This is a genomic window from Streptomyces sp. NPDC050315 (assembly GCF_040655775.1).
Lineage (GTDB): Bacteria > Actinomycetota > Actinomycetes > Streptomycetales > Streptomycetaceae > Streptomyces.
Genome location: NZ_JBFAKN010000005.1, coordinates 213,864 through 233,803, shown reverse-complemented (window position 1 = coordinate 233,803; position 19,940 = coordinate 213,864). Strand labels below are relative to the sequence as shown.

Genomic DNA, 19,940 nt, shown 5'->3' with positions numbered 1-19,940 from the left:
GCGGGCGGGCGACGGAATTCTGGAGGCATGGCTACCCTCGCGCAACCTCGCTCCCGCCCCGTGACGGGCCCCCAAGGCCGCACCCGCGGCTCAGTACGGCACCTCGGCCCCAACTGGTACGCGGCTGTCATGGGCACGGCGATCATCGCCAATGCCGGCGCCACGCTCCCGGTGCAGAGTGGTGTGCTGCATGCCGTGTACGAGGTCGTCTGGGGGCTGTCGGCCGTCATGCTGGTGGTGCTGCTCGTCGCCCGCGCAGCGCACTGGGTACGCCACACCGACCAGGCCAGGGCCCACCTGCTCGACCCGATGGTGGCGCCGTTCTACGGCTGTCTGGCGATGGCCATGCTGGCGGTCGGCGGCGGCACGCTCGCCGTCGGCAAGGATGTGATCGGCGTGTCCGCTGCGGCAGCGGTCGATGGCGTGCTGTGGGTCGCGGGGACCATCACCGGCCTGGTCGCCGCGGCGGCCATTCCGTACCTGATGGTGACCCGGCACCGGATAGACGCGGGGACGGCCTCCCCCGCCTGGCTGCTGCCGATCGTCGCCCCGATGGTCTCCGCGGCCATCGGCCCCGGCCTGATCCCGCATCTGCCGACCGGCCAATGGCGCTCCGCGATGCTGCTCGGCTGCTACGCCATGTTCGGACTGTCGCTGCTGACCGTGCTGGCGATGCTGCCGCTGGTGCTCTCGCGGCTGATCCACCACGGGCCGCTGCCGCTCGCCGCGACGCCCGCGCTGATCCTGGTCCTCGGCCCGCTCGGCCAGTCCACGACCGCGGTGAGCAACCTCGCGAACGCCGCGCCCGCCGCCGGCTCCTCCTACGCCGACGCGATGACCGCCTTCTCCGTGCTGTACGGCGTGCCGGTCATGGGCTTCGCGCTGCTGTGGCTGGGGCTGTCCGCCGCCATGGTGGTCCGCGCCTTCCGGAGCGGGATGCGCTTCTCGATGACCTGGTGGGCCTTCACGTTCCCCGTCGGTACGTGTGTCACCGGCGCGGCCGGGCTGGCCGGCCACACCGGGCTGGGCCTGTACGACTGGCTCACCGTCGGGCTGTACCTGCTCCTGGTGGCGGGCTGGCTGACGGCCTTCACGTACACCGCGCGCGGCCTCTTCCGCGGCACGCTCCTCGCCCCGCCCGCGTCGGCCCCGGCCCCGAAGCCGGCGACCGTCTGAGCGACCGTCTGAGCAACCGCGCCCGTATACCGGCGGTGCACCGACCCACGGCCCCCGGTGCACCGCCGTTCAGCCATGCCACCGCCCCCAGCGCACCGCCGTTCCGCTATCCCGCCGCCCCCAACTCCGCCCCCAACACCCCCGGCGCCTCCACCAACGACGGCCCGTACCACGTGAGATGGCGCCCGCTGACCAGCGCCGCGGGCAGGCCGGGGAAGGACTCGGGCCCGTCGTCGGCGGCGAAGCGGTACGGCTCGTCGGGGAGTACGACGAGGTCGGCACCGCGGTCGTTCAGCTCGTCCAAGGGGATGCGCGGATAGCGGTCGGGGTGATCCGCGTACAGATTGCGTACGCCCAGCCGCGCCAGCAGGTCACCGGCGAAGGTGTCCCGGCCGAGCACCATCCACGGCCGCCGCCAGATGGGCACCACGGCGGCCCACCGCGGTTCCCCGACCGACAGCGCCGGCAGCTCCCGCCACGCCGCCTCGGCCGCGTCCAGCCAGTCCGGCCGGGCCAGCCCGCAGCCGCGCACCAGTACGCGGTCCAGTTCGCGGAACGCCTGCGGCAGGTCGCGGACCTCGGTGACCAGGACATTCAGGCCCGCGGCGCGCAGTGCGGCGAGGTCGGCCGGGCGGTTCTCCTCCTCGTTGGCGATCACGAGATCGGGGGCGAGGGCGGCGATCCGCGCGGTGTCGGGGTTCTTGGTGCCGCCGATGCGCGGCACGTCCAGACCGGCGGGGTGGCTGCACCAGTCCGTGACACCGGCCAGCAGCTCCGGCGCGGTGACGGCGACCGCCTCGGTCAGGGACGGGACGAGCGAGACCACCTTGCGTACAGGAGCGCCATAGGTCATCGCACCACCGTACGCGGACGGGCCCCGCCACCGAACTGCGGTGGCGGGGCCCGTTCCGGAAGGGGCGTGACGGCCGGTCAGTACCGGTACCGCGTCACTTCACCGGGGCCATCTCATCGACGATGCCCGGGTGCGCGTCGACCCACTTCTTGACGCCTTCCTCTTCGTGGCCGGTGCCCGCCTCGTTGACGGCCGTCTCCAGGCTCGCCAGCTGCTCGGGCTCCATGTGCCAGTCCTTCAGCCACTTGCTGAACTCGGGGTACTTCTTGGGGAACTTCTTGTTCGCCAGCGTCTTGATCTGGTTGTTGGCGCCCCAAGTACCCTTCGGGTCCTTCAGCTTGGTCAGGTCGTACTTGTCGTACGCCCAGTGCGGCGACCACAGGACGACCGCGATCGGCTCCTTCTTGCCGATCGCCCGCTCCAGCTCGGCGAGCATGGCGCTGGTACCGGCCTCGGTGACCTTCATGTTCTGCAGGCCGTACGCGGGCAGGACCTTGCTCTTCAGGCGCTTCATCTGGCCGGTGCCCGGCTCAATACCGATGATCTTGCCCTTGAACTTGTCCTTGTGCTTGCGCAGGTCGTCCATGGTCTTCACGCCCTTCACATAGGAAGGCACCGCGATTTCCAGAGACGTCTTGTCATACCACGCACCGAGGTCGACGAGATCCTTCTTGTACTTGTCCCAGTACTGCTTCTGCGCGACCGGCAGCCAGGCGTCCATCTCCACGTCGACCTGGCCGGTGGACAGCCCGGTCCACATCGGACCCACGTCGAGGTTGCGCATCTTCGGCTTGTAGCCGCGCTGCTCCAGGACGTACTTCCACAGGAACGAAGTGGCGATGCCCTCGTCCCAGGACGGGTAGCCGATGTTCGGCGCGGCGCCCGCGTCCTTGCCCTTGGCGTACGCGCCCGGCGCGGGAGCCAGCTTGTCGGCCATGCCCGGGTTCTTCTTCAGCCAGGCCTTGACGCCGTCCTGCTCGTGTCCCTTGCCGGCGTCCTGGATCTCCGCTTCGAGGCTGGTGAGCTGCTTCTCGTCCAGGTGGAAGTTCTTCATCCACGAGGCGACCTGCGGCTCGTCCTTGGCGAAGCCCTTGCGACCGAGCGTGTGGATGCCGTCACCGGACCCGAAGGAGCCCTTGGAGTCCTTGAGCTTGGTCAGCTTGTACTTGCTGTACGCCCAGTGCGGGGACCACAGGGTCACCGCGACCGGCTTCTTCTCCTTGATGGAGCGGTCCAGCTCGGCCAGCATCGAGGAGGTGCTGGACGACTGGAGCTTGTACTCGCCGTCCAGGCCGTAGTCCTTGAGGACCTTGTCCTTGACGATCTTCATCTCGCCGGCGCCCGGCTCGATGCCGACGATCTTGCCGCCGAACTCCTTGCCCTTGCCCTTGAGGTCGTCGAGCGTCTTCACGCCCTTGACGTAGGACGGTACGGCGATCTCCAGCGAGGTCTTGTCGTACCAGGCGCCGTAGTCCTCCAGCTTGTCCTTGTACTTGTTCCAGTAGGACTCGTGGGTGACCGGCAGCCAGGAGTTGGTCTGGACGTCGATGTCGCCCTGGGCCTGGCCCGTGTAGAGCGCGCCGGCCTCCAGGGCCTGCGCCTTGGGCTGGTAGCCGCGCTGCTCCAGCAGCTCCTTCCACAGGTACGTGGTGGCCTTGCCCTCGTCCCAGTTGACGTAGCCGAGGTTGATCTGGTGGCCGTTGCCGACGCTCGCGGCGCCGCCCTCGCCCTTGGAGCCGAAGGCGTTCATGCCGCCCGCGGCCAGCGCGAGCACGACCACACCGGACATCGCCAGCGAGGTCGCCGGGCGCCACTGCAGGAACTTCAGACCGCCGAGCGCGGCCTGCGCCTTGGCCAGCGCGCGCCGGCCGAGCGGCGAGACCCTCTGATTCAGGGCGCCGGTCATGCGGTCCAGGTACATCGCGAGGATGACCACCGCGAGACCGGCCTCGGTGCCCAGGCCCACGTCGACGGAGCTGATCGCGTCGTAGACGGAGGAGCCCAGACCGCCGCCGCCGACCATGCCGGCGATGACGACCATGGACAGCGCCAGCATGATGACCTGGTTGATACCGGCCATGATCGTGGGCAGCGCGAGCGGGATCTGCACGCGGAACAGCGTGCGGCGCGGGTGCGTGCCGAACGCGTCGGCCGCCTCCACCAGCTCCTCGTCGACCTGCCGGATGCCCAGCTCGGTCATGCGGACGGCGGGCGGCATGGCGAAGACGATGGTCGCCACGATGCCGGGGACCACGCCGAGGCCGAAGAAGAGGATGCCCGGGATGAGGTACACCATCGCCGGCATCGTCTGCATCAGGTCCAGCACCGGGCGCACCGCGCCGCTGACCGCGCGGTTACGGGCGGCCCAGATGCCCAGCGGCACCGAGATGACCACGATGACCAGGCAGGCCACCAGGACCAGGGAGAGGCTCTCCATGGTGGCGCCCCACTGTTCGATCGAGTCGATCAGTGCGAAGCCGAGGAAGGTGAGGGCCGCGGCGAGGAAGCCGCGCAGCCACCAGGCGAGTACCGCGAGGATGCCCGCGAGCATCAGGGGCTCGGACGCGGCGAGCACCATGTGGAAGAAGCCGTAGACGGCGTTGAGCACATGGGTGATGAAGCCGAAGAGCCAGTCGACGTTCGACTGCAGCCACTTGACGGCGTCGGCGGCCCACGTGCCGATCTCGATCCTAGGCACCGGCGATCACCTTGCTCTCGTCGGCGTCCTTGCCGTCCGTGTCCTCGGCCGCTGCGTCCTCGGCCTCGGGCTTCTCGTCCTTGACCTCGGGCTTTGCGTCCTCGGGGGCGGGCTGCGCGGGGACGGCGGCGACGGCGTCCTGGGCCTGGGGCTCGCCGAGCGCGGCCATCAGCTGCTGCGCCGGTACCGCGCCGATGAGCTCCCCGGCCGCGTCGGCCACGGCCACCGGCACCGCGCTGGCGGAGCAGGGCGCGAACAGGTCGGCGAGCGGGGTGTCCTTGGTGACCGTGGCGGGCGCCGCGGCGCGGAACTGCTCGGCGGTGGATATCTCCGTGCCGTCGGCGTCCTTGCTGCCCAGCACCGACGCCACGTCCGTCATGATCGCGCCGGCGGTCAGCACCCGGGTGCGGTCGACGTCCTGGATGAAGGACGCGACGTAGTCGTTGGACGGCCGTACGAGGATGTCCTCGGCCGAGCCGTTCTGGACGATCCGGCCGTCGCGCATGACGGCGATCCGGTCGCCGAGCCGCATGGCCTCGTTCAGGTCGTGGGTGATGAAGACGATGGTCTTCTTCAGCGTCTTCTGCAGCTCCAGCAGCTGGTCCTGCATGTCGCGGCGGATCAGCGGGTCCAGCGCGCTGAAGGACTCGTCCATCAGCAGCAGGTCCGCGTCGGTCGCCAGCGCGCGGGCCAGGCCCACGCGCTGCTGCATACCGCCGGACAGCTCGTCGGGCCAGGACTTCTCCCAGCCCTTCAGACCCGCGAGCTCCAGCGCCTCATGGGCGCGCTTCTGGCGCTCCGCCTTCGGTACGCCCTGGACCTCCAGGCCGTACGCGGCGTTCTCCAGGACGCTGCGGTGCGGGAAGAGCGCGAAGTGCTGGAAGACCATGGAGATCTTCTGGGAACGGACCCTGCGCAGCTCTTTGGGACTGAGCGTGGTCAGGTCCTGGCCGTCGAACCGCACACTGCCCGCGGTCGGCTCCAGCAGCCCGTTCAGCATGCGCAGCAGTGTGGACTTGCCGGAACCCGACAGACCCATGACGACGAAGATCTGGCCTTCGTCCACGGTGAACGACGCGTCGATCACCGCTGCCGTCGTACCCTCGGCGCGCAGCTCGTCCCGGGTCGCCCCGTTCTCGAGTTTCCGCACGGCGTCATCGGGTCGTCTGCCGAACACTTTGTACAGGTGCTCGGCTTGCAGCCTGGACACATACACCTCTCTGGTCGAACCAAGGAACGGCCCTCCCAGCCATGGGTGATCCCCAGGCCGAAAGGCTGGGGAGGGGCCGTGGAGCGGCACGGCTTCGGGCCGCCTGCGCCGGGAAAGAAAGAAGTTGAATCCCTTACCGGTTCCGCTCCGGATGCGCGCCTGCCCCCCTTTATTCACTGCAAACACAACAGTGACTCGCGTCACAAGCAGCGCGCATTTGACGATGCGTCACACGCGACCTGCACACGGCGGCTCGCGACCCATACGCGACTCACGGCGTGAGTGGCGTGCGTCCGGGCTTGTCAGTGGCGTGCGGCATCATCGGCGTGTGACTCGACGCCTGATGCTCCTCGACACCGCCTCGCTGTACTTCCGCGCCTACTTCGGCGTGCCGGACTCCGTCCGCGCCCCGGACGGCACGCCCGTCAACGCCGTCCGCGGCCTGCTCGACTTCATCGCCCGCCTCCTCCAGGACCACCACCCGGACGACCTCGTGGCCTGTATGGACGCCGACTGGCGCCCCCAGTGGCGGGTCGACCTCATCCCGACGTACAAGGCGCACCGCGTCGCCGAGGAGGCCCCCGAGGGCTCCGCGGCGCCGGACGTCGAGGAGGTCCCGGACACGCTCTCGCCGCAGGTCCCGGTGATCGAGGCGGTACTGGACGCACTGGGCATCGCGCGCGTGGGCGCGGCGGGGTACGAGGCGGACGACATCATCGGCACGCTCGCCACCCGCGCCGCCGGGCCGGTCGACATCGTCACGGGCGACCGGGACCTGTACCAGCTCGTGGACGACCGCCGCGGCGTCCGCGTGCTGTATCCGCTCAAGGGCGTCGGCACTCTCCAGGTCACCGACGAGGCGTGGCTCCGCGAGAAGTACGGCGTGGACGGCGCGGGCTATGCGGACCTGGCGCTGCTGCGCGGCGACCCCAGCGACGGCCTTCCGGGCGTGCCGGGCATCGGCGAGAAGACCGCGGCCAAGCTGCTGGCGTCCTTCGGCGATCTGCCCGGGATCATCGCGGCGGTCGACGACCCGGCTGCCAAGCTCACGCCCACGCAGCGCAAGCGGCTGGCCGAGGCCCGCCCGTATCTGGAGGTCGCGCCCACGGTCGTGCGCGTCGCCACGGACGTCGCGCTGCCCTCGTTCGACCCGGCGGTGCCGAAGGAGCCGGCCGATCCCGCGACGCTGGAGGAGCTGGCCGGACAGTGGGGCCTGGGCGGCTCGCTGCAGCGTGTCCTCAGCGTGCTCTCATGAAGTGCCTGTTAGGTTAGGTGTACCTAACTTATTCTGAGAGCGCCCAGGGAGCCCACCGTGGCAGCAGACCGTCCCGCCGAACGTCCCGCCCGCAAGAAGGTCGTCACCTACCGCGCCCGTGTGATCCACACCGAGCGCCTCAGCCCGCACATGATGCGGGTCGTGCTGGGCGGCGCGGGGCTGGCGGACTTCCCCGCGGGCGAGTACACCGACCATTACGTGAAGCTGCTCTTCCCGGTGCCGGGCGTGACCTATCCGGAGCCGTTCGACCTCGCGCAGATCCGTGCCGACCTCCCCCGCGACCAGTGGCCGCGCACCCGGACGTACACGGTGCGCGCCTGGGACCCGCAGTCCCTGGAGCTGACCATCGACTTCGTGATCCACGGCGACCAGGGGGTGGCCGGGCCGTGGGCGCAGCAGGCCGAGGCGGGCGAGGAGATCCGTTTCGCCGGTCCGGGCGGCGCGTACGCCCCGGACGCCGCGGCCGACTGGCACCTGCTCGCCGGTGACGAGAGCGCGCTGCCGGCCATCGCGGCGTCGCTCGCCGGGATGCCGGAGGACGCGGTGGTGCGCGCCTTCATCGAGGTGGCGGACGCCCGCGAGGAGCAGAAGCTGCCGGCGCCGGCCGGCGCGGAGATCGTCTGGCTGCACCGCGACGGTGCGCCGGTCGGCGAGCGGCTGGTCGACGCGGTACGGGCACTGGAGTGGCCCGCGGGCCGGGTGCAGGCCTTCGTCCACGGCGAGGCGGGCTTCGTGAAGGAGCTCCGCCGCCTGCTGCGCGTCGAGCGCGAGATCCCCCGCGCCGACCTCTCGATCTCCGGCTACTGGCGCCGCGGCCACGACGAGGACGGCTGGCAGGCCTCGAAGTCGGAGTGGAACGCGACGGTGGAGGCGGAACAGGAGAAGGGCCGGACCGACTCAGCCGGCGCTTGAGGACAACCCCCAGCCCAATCAAGCCCGTCCGGCGTTTGAGGACGAGCCGCCCGGCGACCGAGGGCGCCCCGCAGGGAACCCGCCGGCCGCCGGGCGGCACAACGCGCACACGCGCTCAGCCGACGGACGAGTACGCCACAACCCCCCGCAGCACGCCCTCGACCGCCTTCCGCGCCGCCTTCGGAACCGTCCCCCCGGGAGGAGCGGCCGCCGCGATCTGGCCCAGTACATCGATCAGCTGCTTGCACCAGCGGACGAAGTCGCCGGCCGGCATCTCCGCCTCGCGGAGCACCGCGTCCAGCCCGACCCCGGACGCCCACTGGTGCGCCGCCCACGCGAAGCCCAGATCCGGCTCGCGCTGGCCGACGCCCTCCGCCTGGCTGATCCGGTGGTCCTCCTCCAGGGCGTCCAGCCGCCCCCAGATCCGCACCATCTCGCCCAGCGCGGCCCGCGCCTTCCCCGACGGCAGCTTCGGCGCGACCGCGTCATCCGCCTGCCGCGCCTCGTACACCAGCGCCGACGCGCACGCCGCCAGCTCCGGAGCCGACAGGCCCTCCCAGACGCCCTCGCGCAGGCACTCGCTCGCCAGCAGGTCCAGCTCGCCGTACAGCCGCGCCAGCCGCCGGCCCTCGTCCGTGACCGTGTCGCCCTGCAGATAGTCCAGCTCGGTCAGCAGCGCGCAGATCCGGTCGAAGGTGCGCGCGATGGTGTTCGTACGGCCCTCGATGCGGCGCTCCAGCTGGCGGGTGTCCCGCCGCAGCCGGTGATACCGCTCCGCCCAGCGCGCATGGTCCTCGCGCTCGTCGCAGCCGTGGCACGGATGCGCCCGGAGCGCCGTCCGCAGCCGCCTGATCTCCTTGTCGTCGGCGGCCTCCGACCGCTGCTTGCGGTGCCGCTCCGGCGGGATGTGCCCCGCCTTCGTACGCAGCGCGGACGCCAGGTCGCGGCGCGACTGCGGGCTGCGCGCATTGAAGGACTTCGGGATGCGCATCCGGTCCAGCGGCTGCACCGGCACCGGGAAGTCGATCGACGCCAGCCGCTTGACCTGCCGCTCCGCGGTGAGCACCAGCGGCCGCGGCCCGTCCTCGGAGTGGAACCCGCGATGGCCGTTGGTCCGCCCCGAGGGCATCCCCGGGTCGAGCACCAGCGCCAGCCCCGCGAACTTCCCCGTCGGTACGTGGATCACATCGCCCGGCTTCAGCTTCTCCAGCGCCGCCGCGGCGGCCGCCCGGCGCTGCGCCGCGCCCTGCTTGGCCAGCTCCGTCTCGCGGTCCTTCAGGTCCCGGCGGAGCCGCGAGTACTCCTCGAAGTCCCCGAGGTGGCAGGTCATCGCCTCGCGATAGCCCTCCAGCCCCTCTTCGTTCTTCTGCACCTGCCGCGAGATCCCGACGACCGACTTGTCGGCCTGGAACTGCGCGAAGGACATCTCCAGCAGCTCGCGCGAGCGGTGCCGGCCGAACTGCGAAACGAGGTTGACCGCCATGTTGTACGACGGCTTGAAGGAGGAGCGCAGCGGATACGTACGCGTGCCCGCCAGGCCCGCGACCGCGGCCGGGTCCATGCCGCGCTGCCACAGCACCACCGCGTGGCCCTCGACGTCGATGCCGCGCCGCCCGGCCCGGCCGGTGAGCTGGGTGTACTCGCCGGGGGTGATGTCCGCGTGCTGCTCGCCGTTCCACTTGACGAGCTTCTCCAGGACCACCGAACGGGCCGGCATATTGATGCCCAGGGCCAGGGTCTCGGTCGCGAAGACCGCCTTGACCAGGCCCTTCACGAACAGTTCCTCGACCACCTCCTTGAAGGTGGGCAGCATGCCGGCATGGTGCGCCGCGATGCCGCGCTCCAGGCCCTCCAGCCACTCGAAGTAGCCGAGGACGTGCAGGTCCTCGTCGGGGATGCCGGCCGTGCGGGCCTCGACGATCTTGCGGACCTTCTCCCGCGCCGCCTGGTCGTTCAGCCGCAGGCCCGAGTACAGGCACTGCTGGACCGCCGACTCGCAGCCGGCCCGGCTGAAGATGAACGTGATCGCCGGGAGCAGGCCCTCATTGTCCAGCCGGTCGATCACCTCGGCGCGGCTGGGCGTCCAGATCCGGCTGCGCTGCCGCCGCTCGCGCTCGCGGTCGGCCTCCCGCAGATTGTTGCGGCCGCGCCGCTTGTCGCGGCCGAAGGTGGGGCGGCTGTTCTCCATCCGAGCCAGCCGCACCAGGTCGGGGTTGACCTCGCGCTTTCCCTGGCCGGGCTCGGCGCCGTCCCGCTCCTCGAAGAGGTCGTGCATCCGCCGCCCCGCGAGCACGTGCTGCCACAGCGGCACGGGGCGGTGCTCGGAGACGATCACTTCGGTGTCGCCGCGTACGGTGTCCAGCCAGTCGCCGAACTCCTCGGCGTTGGACACCGTCGCGGAGAGCGACACCAGCGTCACGGAGTCGGGGAGGTGAATGATCACCTCTTCCCAGACGGCGCCGCGGAAGCGGTCGGAGAGGTAGTGCACCTCGTCCATGACCACATAGCCGAGGCCGTTCAGCGCCTGCGAACCGGCGTACAGCATGTTGCGCAGCACTTCGGTGGTCATCACGATCACCGGTGCGTCGCCGTTGACGCTGTTGTCGCCGGTCAGCAGGCCGACCTTCTCGGCGCCGTACCGCTTGACGAGGTCCTGGTACTTCTGGTTCGAGAGGGCCTTGATGGGGGTGGTGTAGAAACACTTGCGGCCCTGTCTCAGGGCCAGGTGGACGGCGAACTCGCCGACAATCGTCTTACCGGATCCGGTCGGAGCGGCGACCAGCACGCCCTTCCCCGCTTCCAGGGCCTCGCACGCCTCGATCTGGAACGCGTCCAGCGCGAAGTCGTACATCTCCTTGAAAGGGAAGAGTGCGGTGGCCTGCTCGGCCGCGCGCTCACGCGCGGCGGCATAGCGCTCAGCAGGGGACATGTCCTCGGTCATCGTGTCTACGAGCCTACCGGCCACCTCTGACAGTCACGCGATCTTTAATGACCCGCGCCCCGACCCACGCCGCCTGCGCCCGCTTCCCGGGAGGTGGGAGCGTCAGGGCGGGTCTTTTGGATCAGGCCTACGTGATGTCGTCCATGTCGTCCCGGCGGGACTCCAGGGCGCCGCGGCCGGTACCGGACTGCTCCGGGAGGGCGCGCGGGGCGTCGACGGACTCGATGGCGCCGATGTCGTCGGGCGTGAGGTCCAGATCGGAGGCCTCGTCGTCGGCGGGGCCCGCGGCGACGGCACGCGCCCTGCGGCCGTCGTTCACCAGGGAGACGATCACCGCGGCGAAGTAGAGGACCACGATCGGCGCGGCAAGCGCGATCATCGTGAGCGGGTCCGTGCTCGGCGTGGCGATCGCCGAGAAGAGCGTGATGCCCATGATCATGGCGCGCCACCAGCCGAGCATCCGCTTGCCGGAGATCACACCGCCGAAGTTCAGCAGGACCAGCAGCAGCGGCAGCTCGAAGGACAGGCCGAAGACGACGACCATCCTGGTCACCAGGTCGAGCAGCTTGTCCAGCGGCAGGAGGTTGTCGATGCCGATCGGCGTGAAGTCGATGAGGACCTTGGCCGTGGTCGGCAGCACGGCGTAGGCGAAGTAACCGCCGATCATGAAGAGCGGGAAGCCGGCGCCCACGAAGCTGAGCGCGTACTTCTTCTCGCTGCGGTGCAGACCGGGCGCGAGGAACGCCCAGAGCTGGTACAGCCAGACCGGCGAGGAGAGGATCAGGCCGGCCATCAGGGAGACCTTGAGCGCCAGGGTGAAGGGCCCGAGCAGGTCCATCATCACGATGCGGGCGCAGGTCTCACCGCCGCCCTTCTGCGCCAGCTCGCCGAAGGAGAGGTTGCAGCCCACCGACTGAAGCACCGGCTTGGTGATCAGGTTGATGATGTCGTTGTAGAAGAACGCCGAGATGACGCTCGCCACCACGATGGCCAGCACGGACTTCGCGAGCCGGTTGCGCAGCTCGCGCAGGTGCTCCGCGAGGGGCATCCGGCCCTCGGGGTCCCTGTCCTTCTTGTCCTTCTTCGGGGCAGACTTGAGCAACCCACGTCCTCATCTCGTGCGGCGGGCAGCGGCACCGGACCGCCGCCCCAGTCGGCCCTGGGTCAGCGCTTGGTCGTGCTGTCGGTCGGCTCGGCGACCGGGCGGGAGCTGTTCACATCACCGGGCGACGCCTGGATCGTCTTGGGGGTCTCGGCCTGGGCGTCGTTCGGCGGGTCCGACGGCGCGGACTGCGACTGCGAGCCCTCCGACTTCATCGCCTTGGCCTCGCTCTTCAGGATGCGCGCCGACTTGCCGAGGGAGCGGGCCATCTCGGGAAGCTTCTTGGCACCGAACAGGAGGATGACGACGACGAGGATGAGGATGATCTCGGGAGCGCCGATCTTGCCAGTGAACATAAGTGTTTACCTTCTCACCGAGGCGGCTGGGGTGGGGCTGGCCCGACTGGTCGGACAAGCGTCCGTTTCGCCGTGCTGTCAGCGATCGTAACGCGCGGGGGTTAACCGACGGCAATCCCTGTGCATACTCCCGATTGCGGGCCGTGCCTCGTCCGTCGGCCCGCTTCCAGCAGCGTACCGCCCCGGCGCGGCCGATTTCAGACCCTCTCGGCCCCGGGGCCGGCCATCGCTCCGGCGTCCTGGGCCAGCGGCCCGGCGGCCCGCTCCAAGTCCTGCGCGGCGTACTGGATCCGGCGGGAGGTCTCGTCCACCTGCCGGGCCAGCCTGCGCACTTCCACGAAGACGCGGACGGCCAGTACACCGAGCACGGCGAGGCCGAGGAAGCCGAGGGCGATGGCGATCATGGGCCAGAGCATGGGGCGAGCCTACTCGCCGCCTACGGGGCGAATCGAACGAACCCGTGCCCCCACCGGGGGATTACCCAGCGCAGCCGCGCGAGAACCGGAGGCAGCGGTATGCGACTGTCGCGCACCCCGTATGCGGCTGGCGCTCACCCCGTATGACGCTCAACCCCGTATGGTGCTCCCCCGCATGACGCTCACCCCGTATGCAACCGCAGTGTCCGTACCCCGCCGCCGGTCAGGAGCTCCACTATCCGTTCGCCGGCCGGTTTGCGGACGGCGGAGCCGCAGTCGGGGCAGGTGAAGGAGTAGAAGGTGGTACGGCGGCTGCCGCCGATCGCCAGCCGCAGCGCGTCCGAGGCCAGCTCGAAGCGGCTCCGGCAGTCCGGGCAGGCCGCCTTGAAGATCACGGGCGCGGCCGGGGTGGTCACGGTCGTCATCGCACTCACAGCTCCCTGCGGTTTCCTCGACTGTCCCTGCTCCGGGCCTGCCGCTCAGCCGCCGTACGCCGCGAGCGCCCGCGCCGCCGCGTCCCGCGCGCTGTCCGCCAGCTCCTGCGGGGCGACGATCCGCCCGTCCCGGCCCAGTCGCAGCGCCAGGCGGCGCAGCGAGGCGGGGTCCGGGGTACGCAGGGTGATGCGCAGGCCGCCCTCGGGCAGCTCCTCGGCGGTGTCGTGCGGGTAGTACTCCGCGACCCAGCGGCCGCCGGGCCCCACCTCGATCACGACCTCCGGGTCCTCGGCGGCCGGCTGCACCAGCCCCTCCGACAGGTCCCGCAGCTCGATCGGCGGCGGGTCGGAGGGCGCGTCCAGCAGCTTGATCTCGGCGACCCGGTCCAGCCGGAAGGTGCGGCGCGCCTCGGAGAGCCGGCACCACGCCTCCACGTAGGTGTGGCCGACGGCGAAGAGGCGGATGGGGTCCACCTCGCGCTCGGTGAGCTCGTCGCGGGCGGGCGAGTAGTACTTCAGCCACAGCCGGCGGCGTTCGGCGATGGCCCGGTCCACGTCGGCGAAGACGCCGCCCTCGGACTCGAAGGTGACGGAGAGGCGGGAGCTGGCGCCCGCCGCCTCGCCCGCCGCAGCCTCCAGCTTGGCGGTGGCGCGCAGCAGCGCCTGCCGGTCGCCCTCGCGCAGGCCCGGCAGGGTCGACACCGCGCGCGCCGCGACCAGCAGCGCGGTCGCCTCGTCGGCGGCCAGCCGCAGCGGCTCGGCGACGTCGTCGGGGTTGTGCCACCAGATGCGGTCGCCGTCGGTGTCGATGTCCAGCAGGTCGCCGCCGCGGAAGCTCGTACCGCACATGGGCAGTACGTCGAGGTCCGCGATCAGCTCGTCCTCGGTGATGCCGAAGGCCCGGGCCACGTCGCTGACGCGGGCGCCGGGGCGCTCGCGCAGATACGTCACCAGGGACAGCATCCGGCGGGTCTGGTCGATGGCGTTGATCGCCATGGTCTGGTCGCTCCCCCTCAGCCCTTGGCCACGGCACGCAGCCGGTCCACCACGTCGGCCCGCAGCTCGGCCGGTTCCAGTACGACCACGTCCGGCCCGAGCTCCACGAGCCAGGCGTCCAGCCCGTGCCCGTACGGGATCTCCAGCTCGTCCCAGCCCTCGCCCGCCTCGCGCACGGACAGCGCACGGGCGCGCAGCGGGTAGCCGTGGTCGGCGCGCAGCTTGATGCGGGCGGTGCCGGTGGCGGTCTCGCCCGCCCAGCTCTCCACCGTCTCCCGTACGGTCACGTGGTCGGGCACCTCGGCGGTGAACTTCCCCGCGCGCGAGCGGACCTTGCCGGTGATGCGGGAGATCCGGAAGACCCGCTCGGCCTGCCGGTCGCGGTCCCAGCCCGCGAGGTACCAGTGGCCGCGCCAGCATTCGAGGATCCAGGGCTCCACCTGGCGCTGCTCGGGCCGGGCGGCGTTGGCCTTGCGGTAGTCGAAGACGACGGGGCGACGGTCCCGGCAGGCCAGCATCAGCGGTTCGAAGGCCGCTTCGTGCGCGGGGATGCGCGGCTCCAGGGCGCTGTGCGGCTGCGCGGGGTCGTACTCCCCCTCCTGGCCGCCCAGCGGCATCCCGGCGGCGCGCAGCTTCTGGAGCGCGCCGCTGGCCGCGCCCGCGAGCCGGGCCTGCTGCCAGATCTTCGCGGCCAGGCCGAGGGCCGCGGCCTCCTCGGCGTCCAGGGTGATCGGCGGGAGCCGGTTGGAGTCGCGGCGGGCGAGGTATCCGGTGTCCCCCTCCAGGCCCTCGACGGTCTCGATGACCATCCCGAGCTCCCGCAGGTCGTCCTTGTCCCGCTCGAACATGCGGTTGAACGCGTCGTCGCCCGCGCCCGCCGGACCGTCCCCCGGGCCGAACGCCTCGACGTACGCCTCGATGGACCCGCGCAACTCCCGCTTGGTGAGCGGGCGCCGGGTCCCCAGCAGGCACAGCGCCAGGTTCATCAACCGCTCGGCCTTGGCAATGGCCATCGACGCCCTTCTCTCTGTGGTCTCGACCGATGACCGTACCGCTACCGGGAGCCGCTTCAAAAGCCGAGGGCCCATACCCCCGAGGGGGCATGGGCCCATAAGGCTCGCGCCACGCGCCGCGCCGGCGCCGCACAAGGACGTAACCGGCGTCCGGACACGGTGTCCGCGTGGGCGAAGATCAGCGCCGGGCCGCTGCCCGGCCGCCGACGACGTCCGGTCTCAGACCGAGACCAGGTCGCAGACGAAGATCAGCGTCTCGTTCGGCGCGATGCGGCCGCCACCGGCGCCGCGCTCGCCGTACGCCATGTGCGCCGGAATGGTCAGCCGGCGGCGGCCGCCGACCTTCATGCCCTGCACACCCTTGTCCCAGCCTTCGATGACCTGGCCGGCGCCCAGCTGGAACTGCAGCGGCTTGCCGCGGTTCCAGCTCGCGTCGAACTCCTCGCCGGTGCTGAAGGACACGCCGACGTAGTGGACGGAGACGTTGTCCCCCGCCTTGGCGACCGGCCCGTCACCCTCCCACAGGTCCACGATCTCCAGATCGGTGGGCGCGGGGCCCTCGGGGAAGTCGATCTCGGGCTTGTCGATGCTCACGTATGTGCTCCTACGAACGAATCGTTCTACAACGCGGGACAGTCTCGCAGGTGGCCGGGCCGTGATCATCGCGGCGGGCGGGGTACGGCCCCGGTGCCCTCAGAACGTGTCGAGGATGTCCACCGAGAAGACCAACGTGTGGTTGGCCAGCTCGCCGCCCTGCGGGTTCGTACCGTACCCGTCCTTGGGCGGTACGACGATCTCGACACGGTCGCCGACGTTCTTGCCGACCAGCGCCTTGTCCCAGCCCTTGACGACCGCGTTGGTGCCGATCTGGAAGGCGGTCGCGCCGCCGTGCTTCCAGGAGGAGTCGAACATCTTGCCGTCCTCCCACTTCACGCCCGTGTACTGCGCGATCAGCCCCTCACCGGCCTTCACCTTCGGGCCGTCGCCCTTGATGAGCACCTGGCTCTTGGTCTCCTTGGGGGCCTTCTCGCCCTTGGGGACGGTGATCTCCGCGGGCTTGCGGCTCGGCGACTTCACCTCCGGCATACCGGCCTCCGGCGCCGCCTGCTCGCCCTTCACCTCGCCGTTCTTGTCGGCCTTCTTGGCGGCGACCACGTCGACGACCCACACCAGGCCGTCGCTGGGCTTCACGCCCGCCTGCGGGTTCAGCTGGTCACCGATGAGCGCCTTGGCGGTGCCCTCGATCTCGAAGCGGGAGCCGACCTTCTTGCCCGTCACCGCTTCCATCACCTTCGTGGGCAGCTGCGGGGTGGCCTGCCCGGCCGTGCCGACGGCCTGCATGCGCGGCGCCTTGGCGCTCGCACCCGGCTGCTTGGCCCAGCTGCTGCCCAGCGACTGGCCCTTCGTCATCTGGCCCACGAAGTCCAGCCGGACGAAGTCGCCCTTCTTCACGGCCGCGCCCTTGCCCTCGGACAGCGTCTTCACGACCGCCTTGTCCGGTGCCTTGGCCTTCTTGTCGACCTTGATCTTGGGCTGCTCGCCGGCCTTGCCTTCCACCGACGCGATGCTCGCGTCGGAGCCCTCGTCGGACCCGCACGCGGCGGTGAACAGCAGGACGGGCACGGCGATCGCCGCGGCCGCGGCACGGCGGGTGTTCTTCGTGAGCTTCATCAGTCCAACTCGGGCTAGAGGGGTGGGTGGGCAATGCCCGCCACTCTACGACCTGACCCCCACCGCATTTCCATAGACAACACCGCCGGAGACAACACCGGCGGAGACAACACGGCAGGAGACAACACGGCGGTGTGCCCCGGCACAAAGGCCGTTGACACACCGCCGCGTCGCGAAACGGGTCACATTCCCGCGATGAGCTTCTCCACCCGGTCGTCCACCGACCGGAACGGGTCCTTGCACAGCACCGTGCGCTGCGCCTGGTCATTGAGCTTGAGATGCACCCAGTCGACCGTGAAGTCCCTGCGCTGTTCCTGTGCCCGGCGGATGAAATCGCCGCGCAGCCTCGCCCGCGTCGTCTGCGGCGGCACGGACTTGCCCTCGAAGATCTTCAGATCATTGCACACCCGCGCCGCCTGGCCCTTTTTCTCCAGGAGGTAGTACAGGCCCCGGCGACGGTGGATGTCGTGGTACGCGAGGTCTATCTGCGCGACCCGCGGATGCGACATCGTGATGTTGTTCTTGGCACGGTAACGGTCGATCAGCTGGTACTTCATCACCCAGTCGATCTCCGTCGCGACCCGGTCCAGGTCCTCCTCCCGGATCGCGTCCAGCGTGCGGCCCCAGAGCTCCAGGACCCGCTCGACGGTGCCCGTACGGATGCCGCGGCGGTCGCAGAAGTCCACCGCCTTCTCGTAGTACTCCTGCTGGACTTCGAGCGCCGACGCCTCCCGGCCGCTCGCCAGCCGCACCTTGCGCTGACCGGTGATGTCGTGGCTGACCTCGCGGATCGCCCGGATCGGGTTCTCCAGCGTCAGGTCCCGCATCACCGTGCCCGCCTCGATCATGCGCAGTACGAGGTCGGTGGCGCCGACCTTCAGCAGCATGGTCGTCTCGGACATGTTGGAGTCACCCACGATGACGTGCAGCCGGCGGTACCGCTCGGCGTCGGCGTGCGGCTCGTCACGGGTGTTGATGATCGGCCGGGAGCGGGTCGTCGCAGAGGAGACCCCTTCCCAGATGTGTTCGGCGCGCTGACTGACGCAGTACACCGCGCCGCGCGGCGTCTGCAGCACCTTTCCGGCGCCGCACAGCAGCTGACGGGTCACCAGGAACGGAATGAGGATGTCCGCGAGCCTGGAGAACTCCCCGTGCCGCGCCACGAGGTAGTTCTCGTGACACCCGTAGGAGTTTCCCGCCGAATCGGTGTTGTTCTTGAAGAGATAGACGTCTCCGGCGATTCCCTCCTCGTGCAGGCGGCGTTCGGCGTCGACGAGCAAGCCTTCGAGAATGCGCTCGCCGGCCTTGTCGTGGGTGACCAGCTCGGTCACGTTGTCGCACTCGGGAGTTGCGTATTCCGGGTGCGATCCCACGTCCAAGTACAGGCGGGCACCGTTCCGCAGGAAGACATTGCTGCTGCGGCCCCATGACACGACACGGCGGAAGAGGTACCGCGCCACTTCGTCAGGAGACAGGCGGCGCTGTCCCCTGAACGTACACGTGACGCCGTACTCGTTCTCCAGCCCGAAAATGCGGCGGTCCATGACTGAACATTACGCCTGATGGCCTGCTCTGAAACCGGGTTCGACAGTACCGTTTCGATCATTTTCCGCCTGGACGCCACTCACCGTACGCATCCCGGACGGCAGCAGAAAACGCCGCGCCGCCACCATCACCGCCAGCGCGGCGAGACCACCACCGCCCGCGACCGCGAAACCCGCCGCCGCGCCGCCCAGCTCCACCGCCGGGCCCACCACCGACGTACCCACGGCGGCCCCCACCCCGAACGTCGTGACCAGCCACGAGAACGCCTCCGTCACCGTGCCGCGCGGCGCGTGCCGGTCCACCACGATGAACGCGCACGCCAGCGCCGGCGCCAGGAACACCCCCGCGAGCCCCGTCAGCGCCGTCATCCCCGCCACCCCCGGGACCAGCGCCAACGGCAGGTACCCGAGCGCCAGCAGCCCGATCAGCACCCGCAGCCGGTTCTCCGGCGCCCCCGGCCACTCCCGCGCTCCGTACACCACACCACCGACCAGCGCCCCCGCACCCAACGCGGAGAGCAGATAGCTGGAAACCATCTGCCCGCCGTGCGTGTCGGCGTACGCCACCGCCGCCACCGCGATCGACCCCAGCGCCAGCCCCACGAAGAAGAACGACCCGATCAGCACGAGCATCCCGGACGAGCGCAGCGCGCCCAGCCAGTGCGCCTCGCGCGGCGCGCTGCGCCACTGCCGGGACGGCGGCGAGACCACCACCGACAGCGCGCCCAGCACCCCGAGTACGTTGATGACCAGCAGCGCCACCCGCTCGGACCACACCGCGACGCTCAGCGTCACCAGCAACGGACCGACCGCGAACATCACTTCCTGCGCCACCGCGTCCAGCGCGTACGCCGCGTGCACCCGCTCCGGGCGCTTCAGCACCCCGGGCCACAGCGCCCGCAGCCCGCCCTCCAGGGGCGGCGTGAAGAAACCGGCGACCACCATGGCCGCGTACGCCGGCCACAGCGGGTCGATGCCGACGACGGCCGGCAGAACCATGCCCAGCGCCGACAGGACGGCCGACGGCAGCATGACCCTGGGTTGTCCCCACAGGTCCACCGCGCGGCCCAGCAGCGGCTGTCCTACGGCGTTGCAGAGGCCGTACACGGCCGAGAGCGCACCCGCCAGGGCGTAGCTGCCGCCCTCGGCGCGGGTGAAGAGGACCACCGCCAGCGCCGCCGTGGCGTTCGGCAGCCGACCGATCAAGGTGCCGGTCAGCAGCCGCGCGGCGTGGCGCGTCCTGAGCAGCTCCGCGTATCCCGCGGCCATACCCGCCCCTCTCCGCCGGCCGTACGGGCCGGGAGCCGTCCGGTGGACGTTTTAGTGTTACGTATAACGTGGC

Annotated in this window: 17 protein-coding genes; 3 read left to right on the top strand and 14 right to left on the bottom strand. The window is 70.4% G+C overall.

What is annotated here, in order from left to right; all coding sequences use genetic code 11:
• Positions 1–27 precede the first annotated feature (27 nt).
• Complete coding sequence (locus tag AB0I82_RS19925) at positions 28–1,176, top strand: TDT family transporter (RefSeq protein WP_363258620.1); 1,149 nt, start codon at positions 28–30, stop codon at positions 1,174–1,176.
• Positions 1,177–1,282: 106 nt separating this feature from the next.
• On the opposite strand, the gene AB0I82_RS19920 is transcribed toward AB0I82_RS19925, so the two are convergent.
• The 3 genes from AB0I82_RS19920 to AB0I82_RS19910 all read right to left on the bottom strand — a co-directional run bounded on the left by AB0I82_RS19920 (position 1,283) and on the right by AB0I82_RS19910 (position 5,937).
• The gene (locus tag AB0I82_RS19920) at positions 1,283–2,029 is read right to left on the bottom strand and encodes a helical backbone metal receptor (protein WP_363258619.1); all 747 of its coding nucleotides are present in this window, start codon (positions 2,027–2,029) and stop codon (positions 1,283–1,285) included.
• A 94-nt stretch (positions 2,030–2,123) separates the two neighbouring features.
• Positions 2,124–4,727 carry an ABC transporter permease/substrate binding protein gene (locus tag AB0I82_RS19915; protein ID WP_363258618.1) on the bottom strand — a complete coding sequence of 868 codons (2,604 nt, stop codon included), beginning with the start codon at positions 4,725–4,727 and terminating at the stop codon, positions 2,124–2,126.
• Positions 4,720–5,937: a glycine betaine/L-proline ABC transporter ATP-binding protein gene (locus AB0I82_RS19910; RefSeq protein WP_363258617.1), complete on the bottom strand. Its 1,218-nt coding sequence runs from the start codon at positions 5,935–5,937 to the stop codon at positions 4,720–4,722. Before AB0I82_RS19910 ends, AB0I82_RS19915 begins: the two co-directional genes overlap by 8 nt.
• Before the next feature lie 343 nt (positions 5,938–6,280).
• Here AB0I82_RS19910 and AB0I82_RS19905 point away from each other — a divergent pair, with 343 nt between their 5' ends.
• The gene (locus tag AB0I82_RS19905) at positions 6,281–7,192 is read left to right on the top strand and encodes a 5'-3' exonuclease (RefSeq protein ID WP_363259065.1); all 912 of its coding nucleotides are present in this window, start codon (positions 6,281–6,283) and stop codon (positions 7,190–7,192) included.
• Between the two features lie 57 nt (positions 7,193–7,249).
• Entirely contained in the window at positions 7,250–8,125 is an 876-nt protein-coding gene (locus AB0I82_RS19900) for a siderophore-interacting protein (RefSeq protein WP_363258616.1), read from the top strand.
• A gap of 115 nt (positions 8,126–8,240) precedes the next feature.
• Here AB0I82_RS19900 and AB0I82_RS19895 read toward each other — a convergent pair whose 3' ends face one another.
• The 11 genes from AB0I82_RS19895 to AB0I82_RS19845 all read right to left on the bottom strand — a co-directional run bounded on the left by AB0I82_RS19895 (position 8,241) and on the right by AB0I82_RS19845 (position 19,867).
• Complete coding sequence (locus AB0I82_RS19895; protein WP_363258615.1) at positions 8,241–11,066, bottom strand: DEAD/DEAH box helicase; 2,826 nt, start codon at positions 11,064–11,066, stop codon at positions 8,241–8,243.
• Positions 11,067–11,193: 127 nt separating this feature from the next.
• Entirely contained in the window at positions 11,194–12,168 is a 975-nt protein-coding gene (gene tatC / locus AB0I82_RS19890; protein WP_363258614.1) for a twin-arginine translocase subunit TatC, read from the bottom strand.
• Positions 12,169–12,230: 62 nt separating this feature from the next.
• Positions 12,231–12,524, bottom strand: a complete 294-nt coding sequence (tatA, locus tag AB0I82_RS19885) for a Sec-independent protein translocase subunit TatA (protein ID WP_030252003.1) — start codon at positions 12,522–12,524, stop codon at positions 12,231–12,233.
• 197 nt (positions 12,525–12,721) lie between these two features.
• Positions 12,722–12,940, bottom strand: a complete 219-nt coding sequence (locus AB0I82_RS19880; RefSeq protein ID WP_363258613.1) for a hypothetical protein — start codon at positions 12,938–12,940, stop codon at positions 12,722–12,724.
• Positions 12,941–13,122: 182 nt separating this feature from the next.
• Positions 13,123–13,365 carry a hypothetical protein gene (locus AB0I82_RS19875; protein ID WP_363258612.1) on the bottom strand — a complete coding sequence of 81 codons (243 nt, stop codon included), beginning with the start codon at positions 13,363–13,365 and terminating at the stop codon, positions 13,123–13,125.
• A 54-nt stretch (positions 13,366–13,419) separates the two neighbouring features.
• Complete coding sequence (locus AB0I82_RS19870) at positions 13,420–14,370, bottom strand: WYL domain-containing protein (protein ID WP_363258611.1); 951 nt, start codon at positions 14,368–14,370, stop codon at positions 13,420–13,422.
• A gap of 17 nt (positions 14,371–14,387) precedes the next feature.
• Positions 14,388–15,383, bottom strand: coding sequence for a WYL domain-containing protein (locus AB0I82_RS19865; protein WP_363258610.1), 996 nt, complete (start codon positions 15,381–15,383; stop codon positions 14,388–14,390).
• Positions 15,384–15,602: 219 nt separating this feature from the next.
• Entirely contained in the window at positions 15,603–15,977 is a 375-nt protein-coding gene (locus tag AB0I82_RS19860) for an FKBP-type peptidyl-prolyl cis-trans isomerase (protein WP_363258609.1), read from the bottom strand.
• 99 nt (positions 15,978–16,076) lie between these two features.
• Positions 16,077–17,054, bottom strand: a complete 978-nt coding sequence (locus AB0I82_RS19855; protein WP_363258608.1) for an FKBP-type peptidyl-prolyl cis-trans isomerase — start codon at positions 17,052–17,054, stop codon at positions 16,077–16,079.
• 182 nt (positions 17,055–17,236) lie between these two features.
• Positions 17,237–18,598 carry a Pup--protein ligase gene (gene pafA / locus AB0I82_RS19850; protein WP_030252024.1) on the bottom strand — a complete coding sequence of 454 codons (1,362 nt, stop codon included), beginning with the start codon at positions 18,596–18,598 and terminating at the stop codon, positions 17,237–17,239.
• A 9-nt stretch (positions 18,599–18,607) separates the two neighbouring features.
• The gene (locus AB0I82_RS19845; protein ID WP_363258607.1) at positions 18,608–19,867 is read right to left on the bottom strand and encodes an MFS transporter; all 1,260 of its coding nucleotides are present in this window, start codon (positions 19,865–19,867) and stop codon (positions 18,608–18,610) included.
• Positions 19,868–19,940 lie beyond the last annotated feature (73 nt).

Coding starts and splice junctions, on each gene's coding strand:
- AB0I82_RS19880 (WP_363258613.1), bottom strand. CDS start 12,940: ATGCTCTGGCCCATGATCGCCATCGCCCTCGGCTTCCTCGGCCTCGCC.
- AB0I82_RS19875 (WP_363258612.1), bottom strand. CDS start 13,365: ATGACGACCGTGACCACCCCGGCCGCGCCCGTGATCTTCAAGGCGGCC.
- AB0I82_RS19870 (WP_363258611.1), bottom strand. CDS start 14,370: ATGGCGATCAACGCCATCGACCAGACCCGCCGGATGCTGTCCCTGGTG.
- tatA (WP_030252003.1), bottom strand. CDS start 12,524: ATGTTCACTGGCAAGATCGGCGCTCCCGAGATCATCCTCATCCTCGTC.
- AB0I82_RS19895 (WP_363258615.1), bottom strand. CDS start 11,066: ATGACCGAGGACATGTCCCCTGCTGAGCGCTATGCCGCCGCGCGTGAG.
- AB0I82_RS19855 (WP_363258608.1), bottom strand. CDS start 17,054: ATGAAGCTCACGAAGAACACCCGCCGTGCCGCGGCCGCGGCGATCGCC.
- AB0I82_RS19865 (WP_363258610.1), bottom strand. CDS start 15,383: ATGGCCATTGCCAAGGCCGAGCGGTTGATGAACCTGGCGCTGTGCCTG.
- AB0I82_RS19925 (WP_363258620.1), top strand. CDS start 28: ATGGCTACCCTCGCGCAACCTCGCTCCCGCCCCGTGACGGGCCCCCAA.
- AB0I82_RS19920 (WP_363258619.1), bottom strand. CDS start 2,029: ATGACCTATGGCGCTCCTGTACGCAAGGTGGTCTCGCTCGTCCCGTCC.
- AB0I82_RS19845 (WP_363258607.1), bottom strand. CDS start 19,867: ATGGCCGCGGGATACGCGGAGCTGCTCAGGACGCGCCACGCCGCGCGG.
- AB0I82_RS19905 (WP_363259065.1), top strand. CDS start 6,281: ATGCTCCTCGACACCGCCTCGCTGTACTTCCGCGCCTACTTCGGCGTG.
- pafA (WP_030252024.1), bottom strand. CDS start 18,598: ATGGACCGCCGCATTTTCGGGCTGGAGAACGAGTACGGCGTCACGTGT.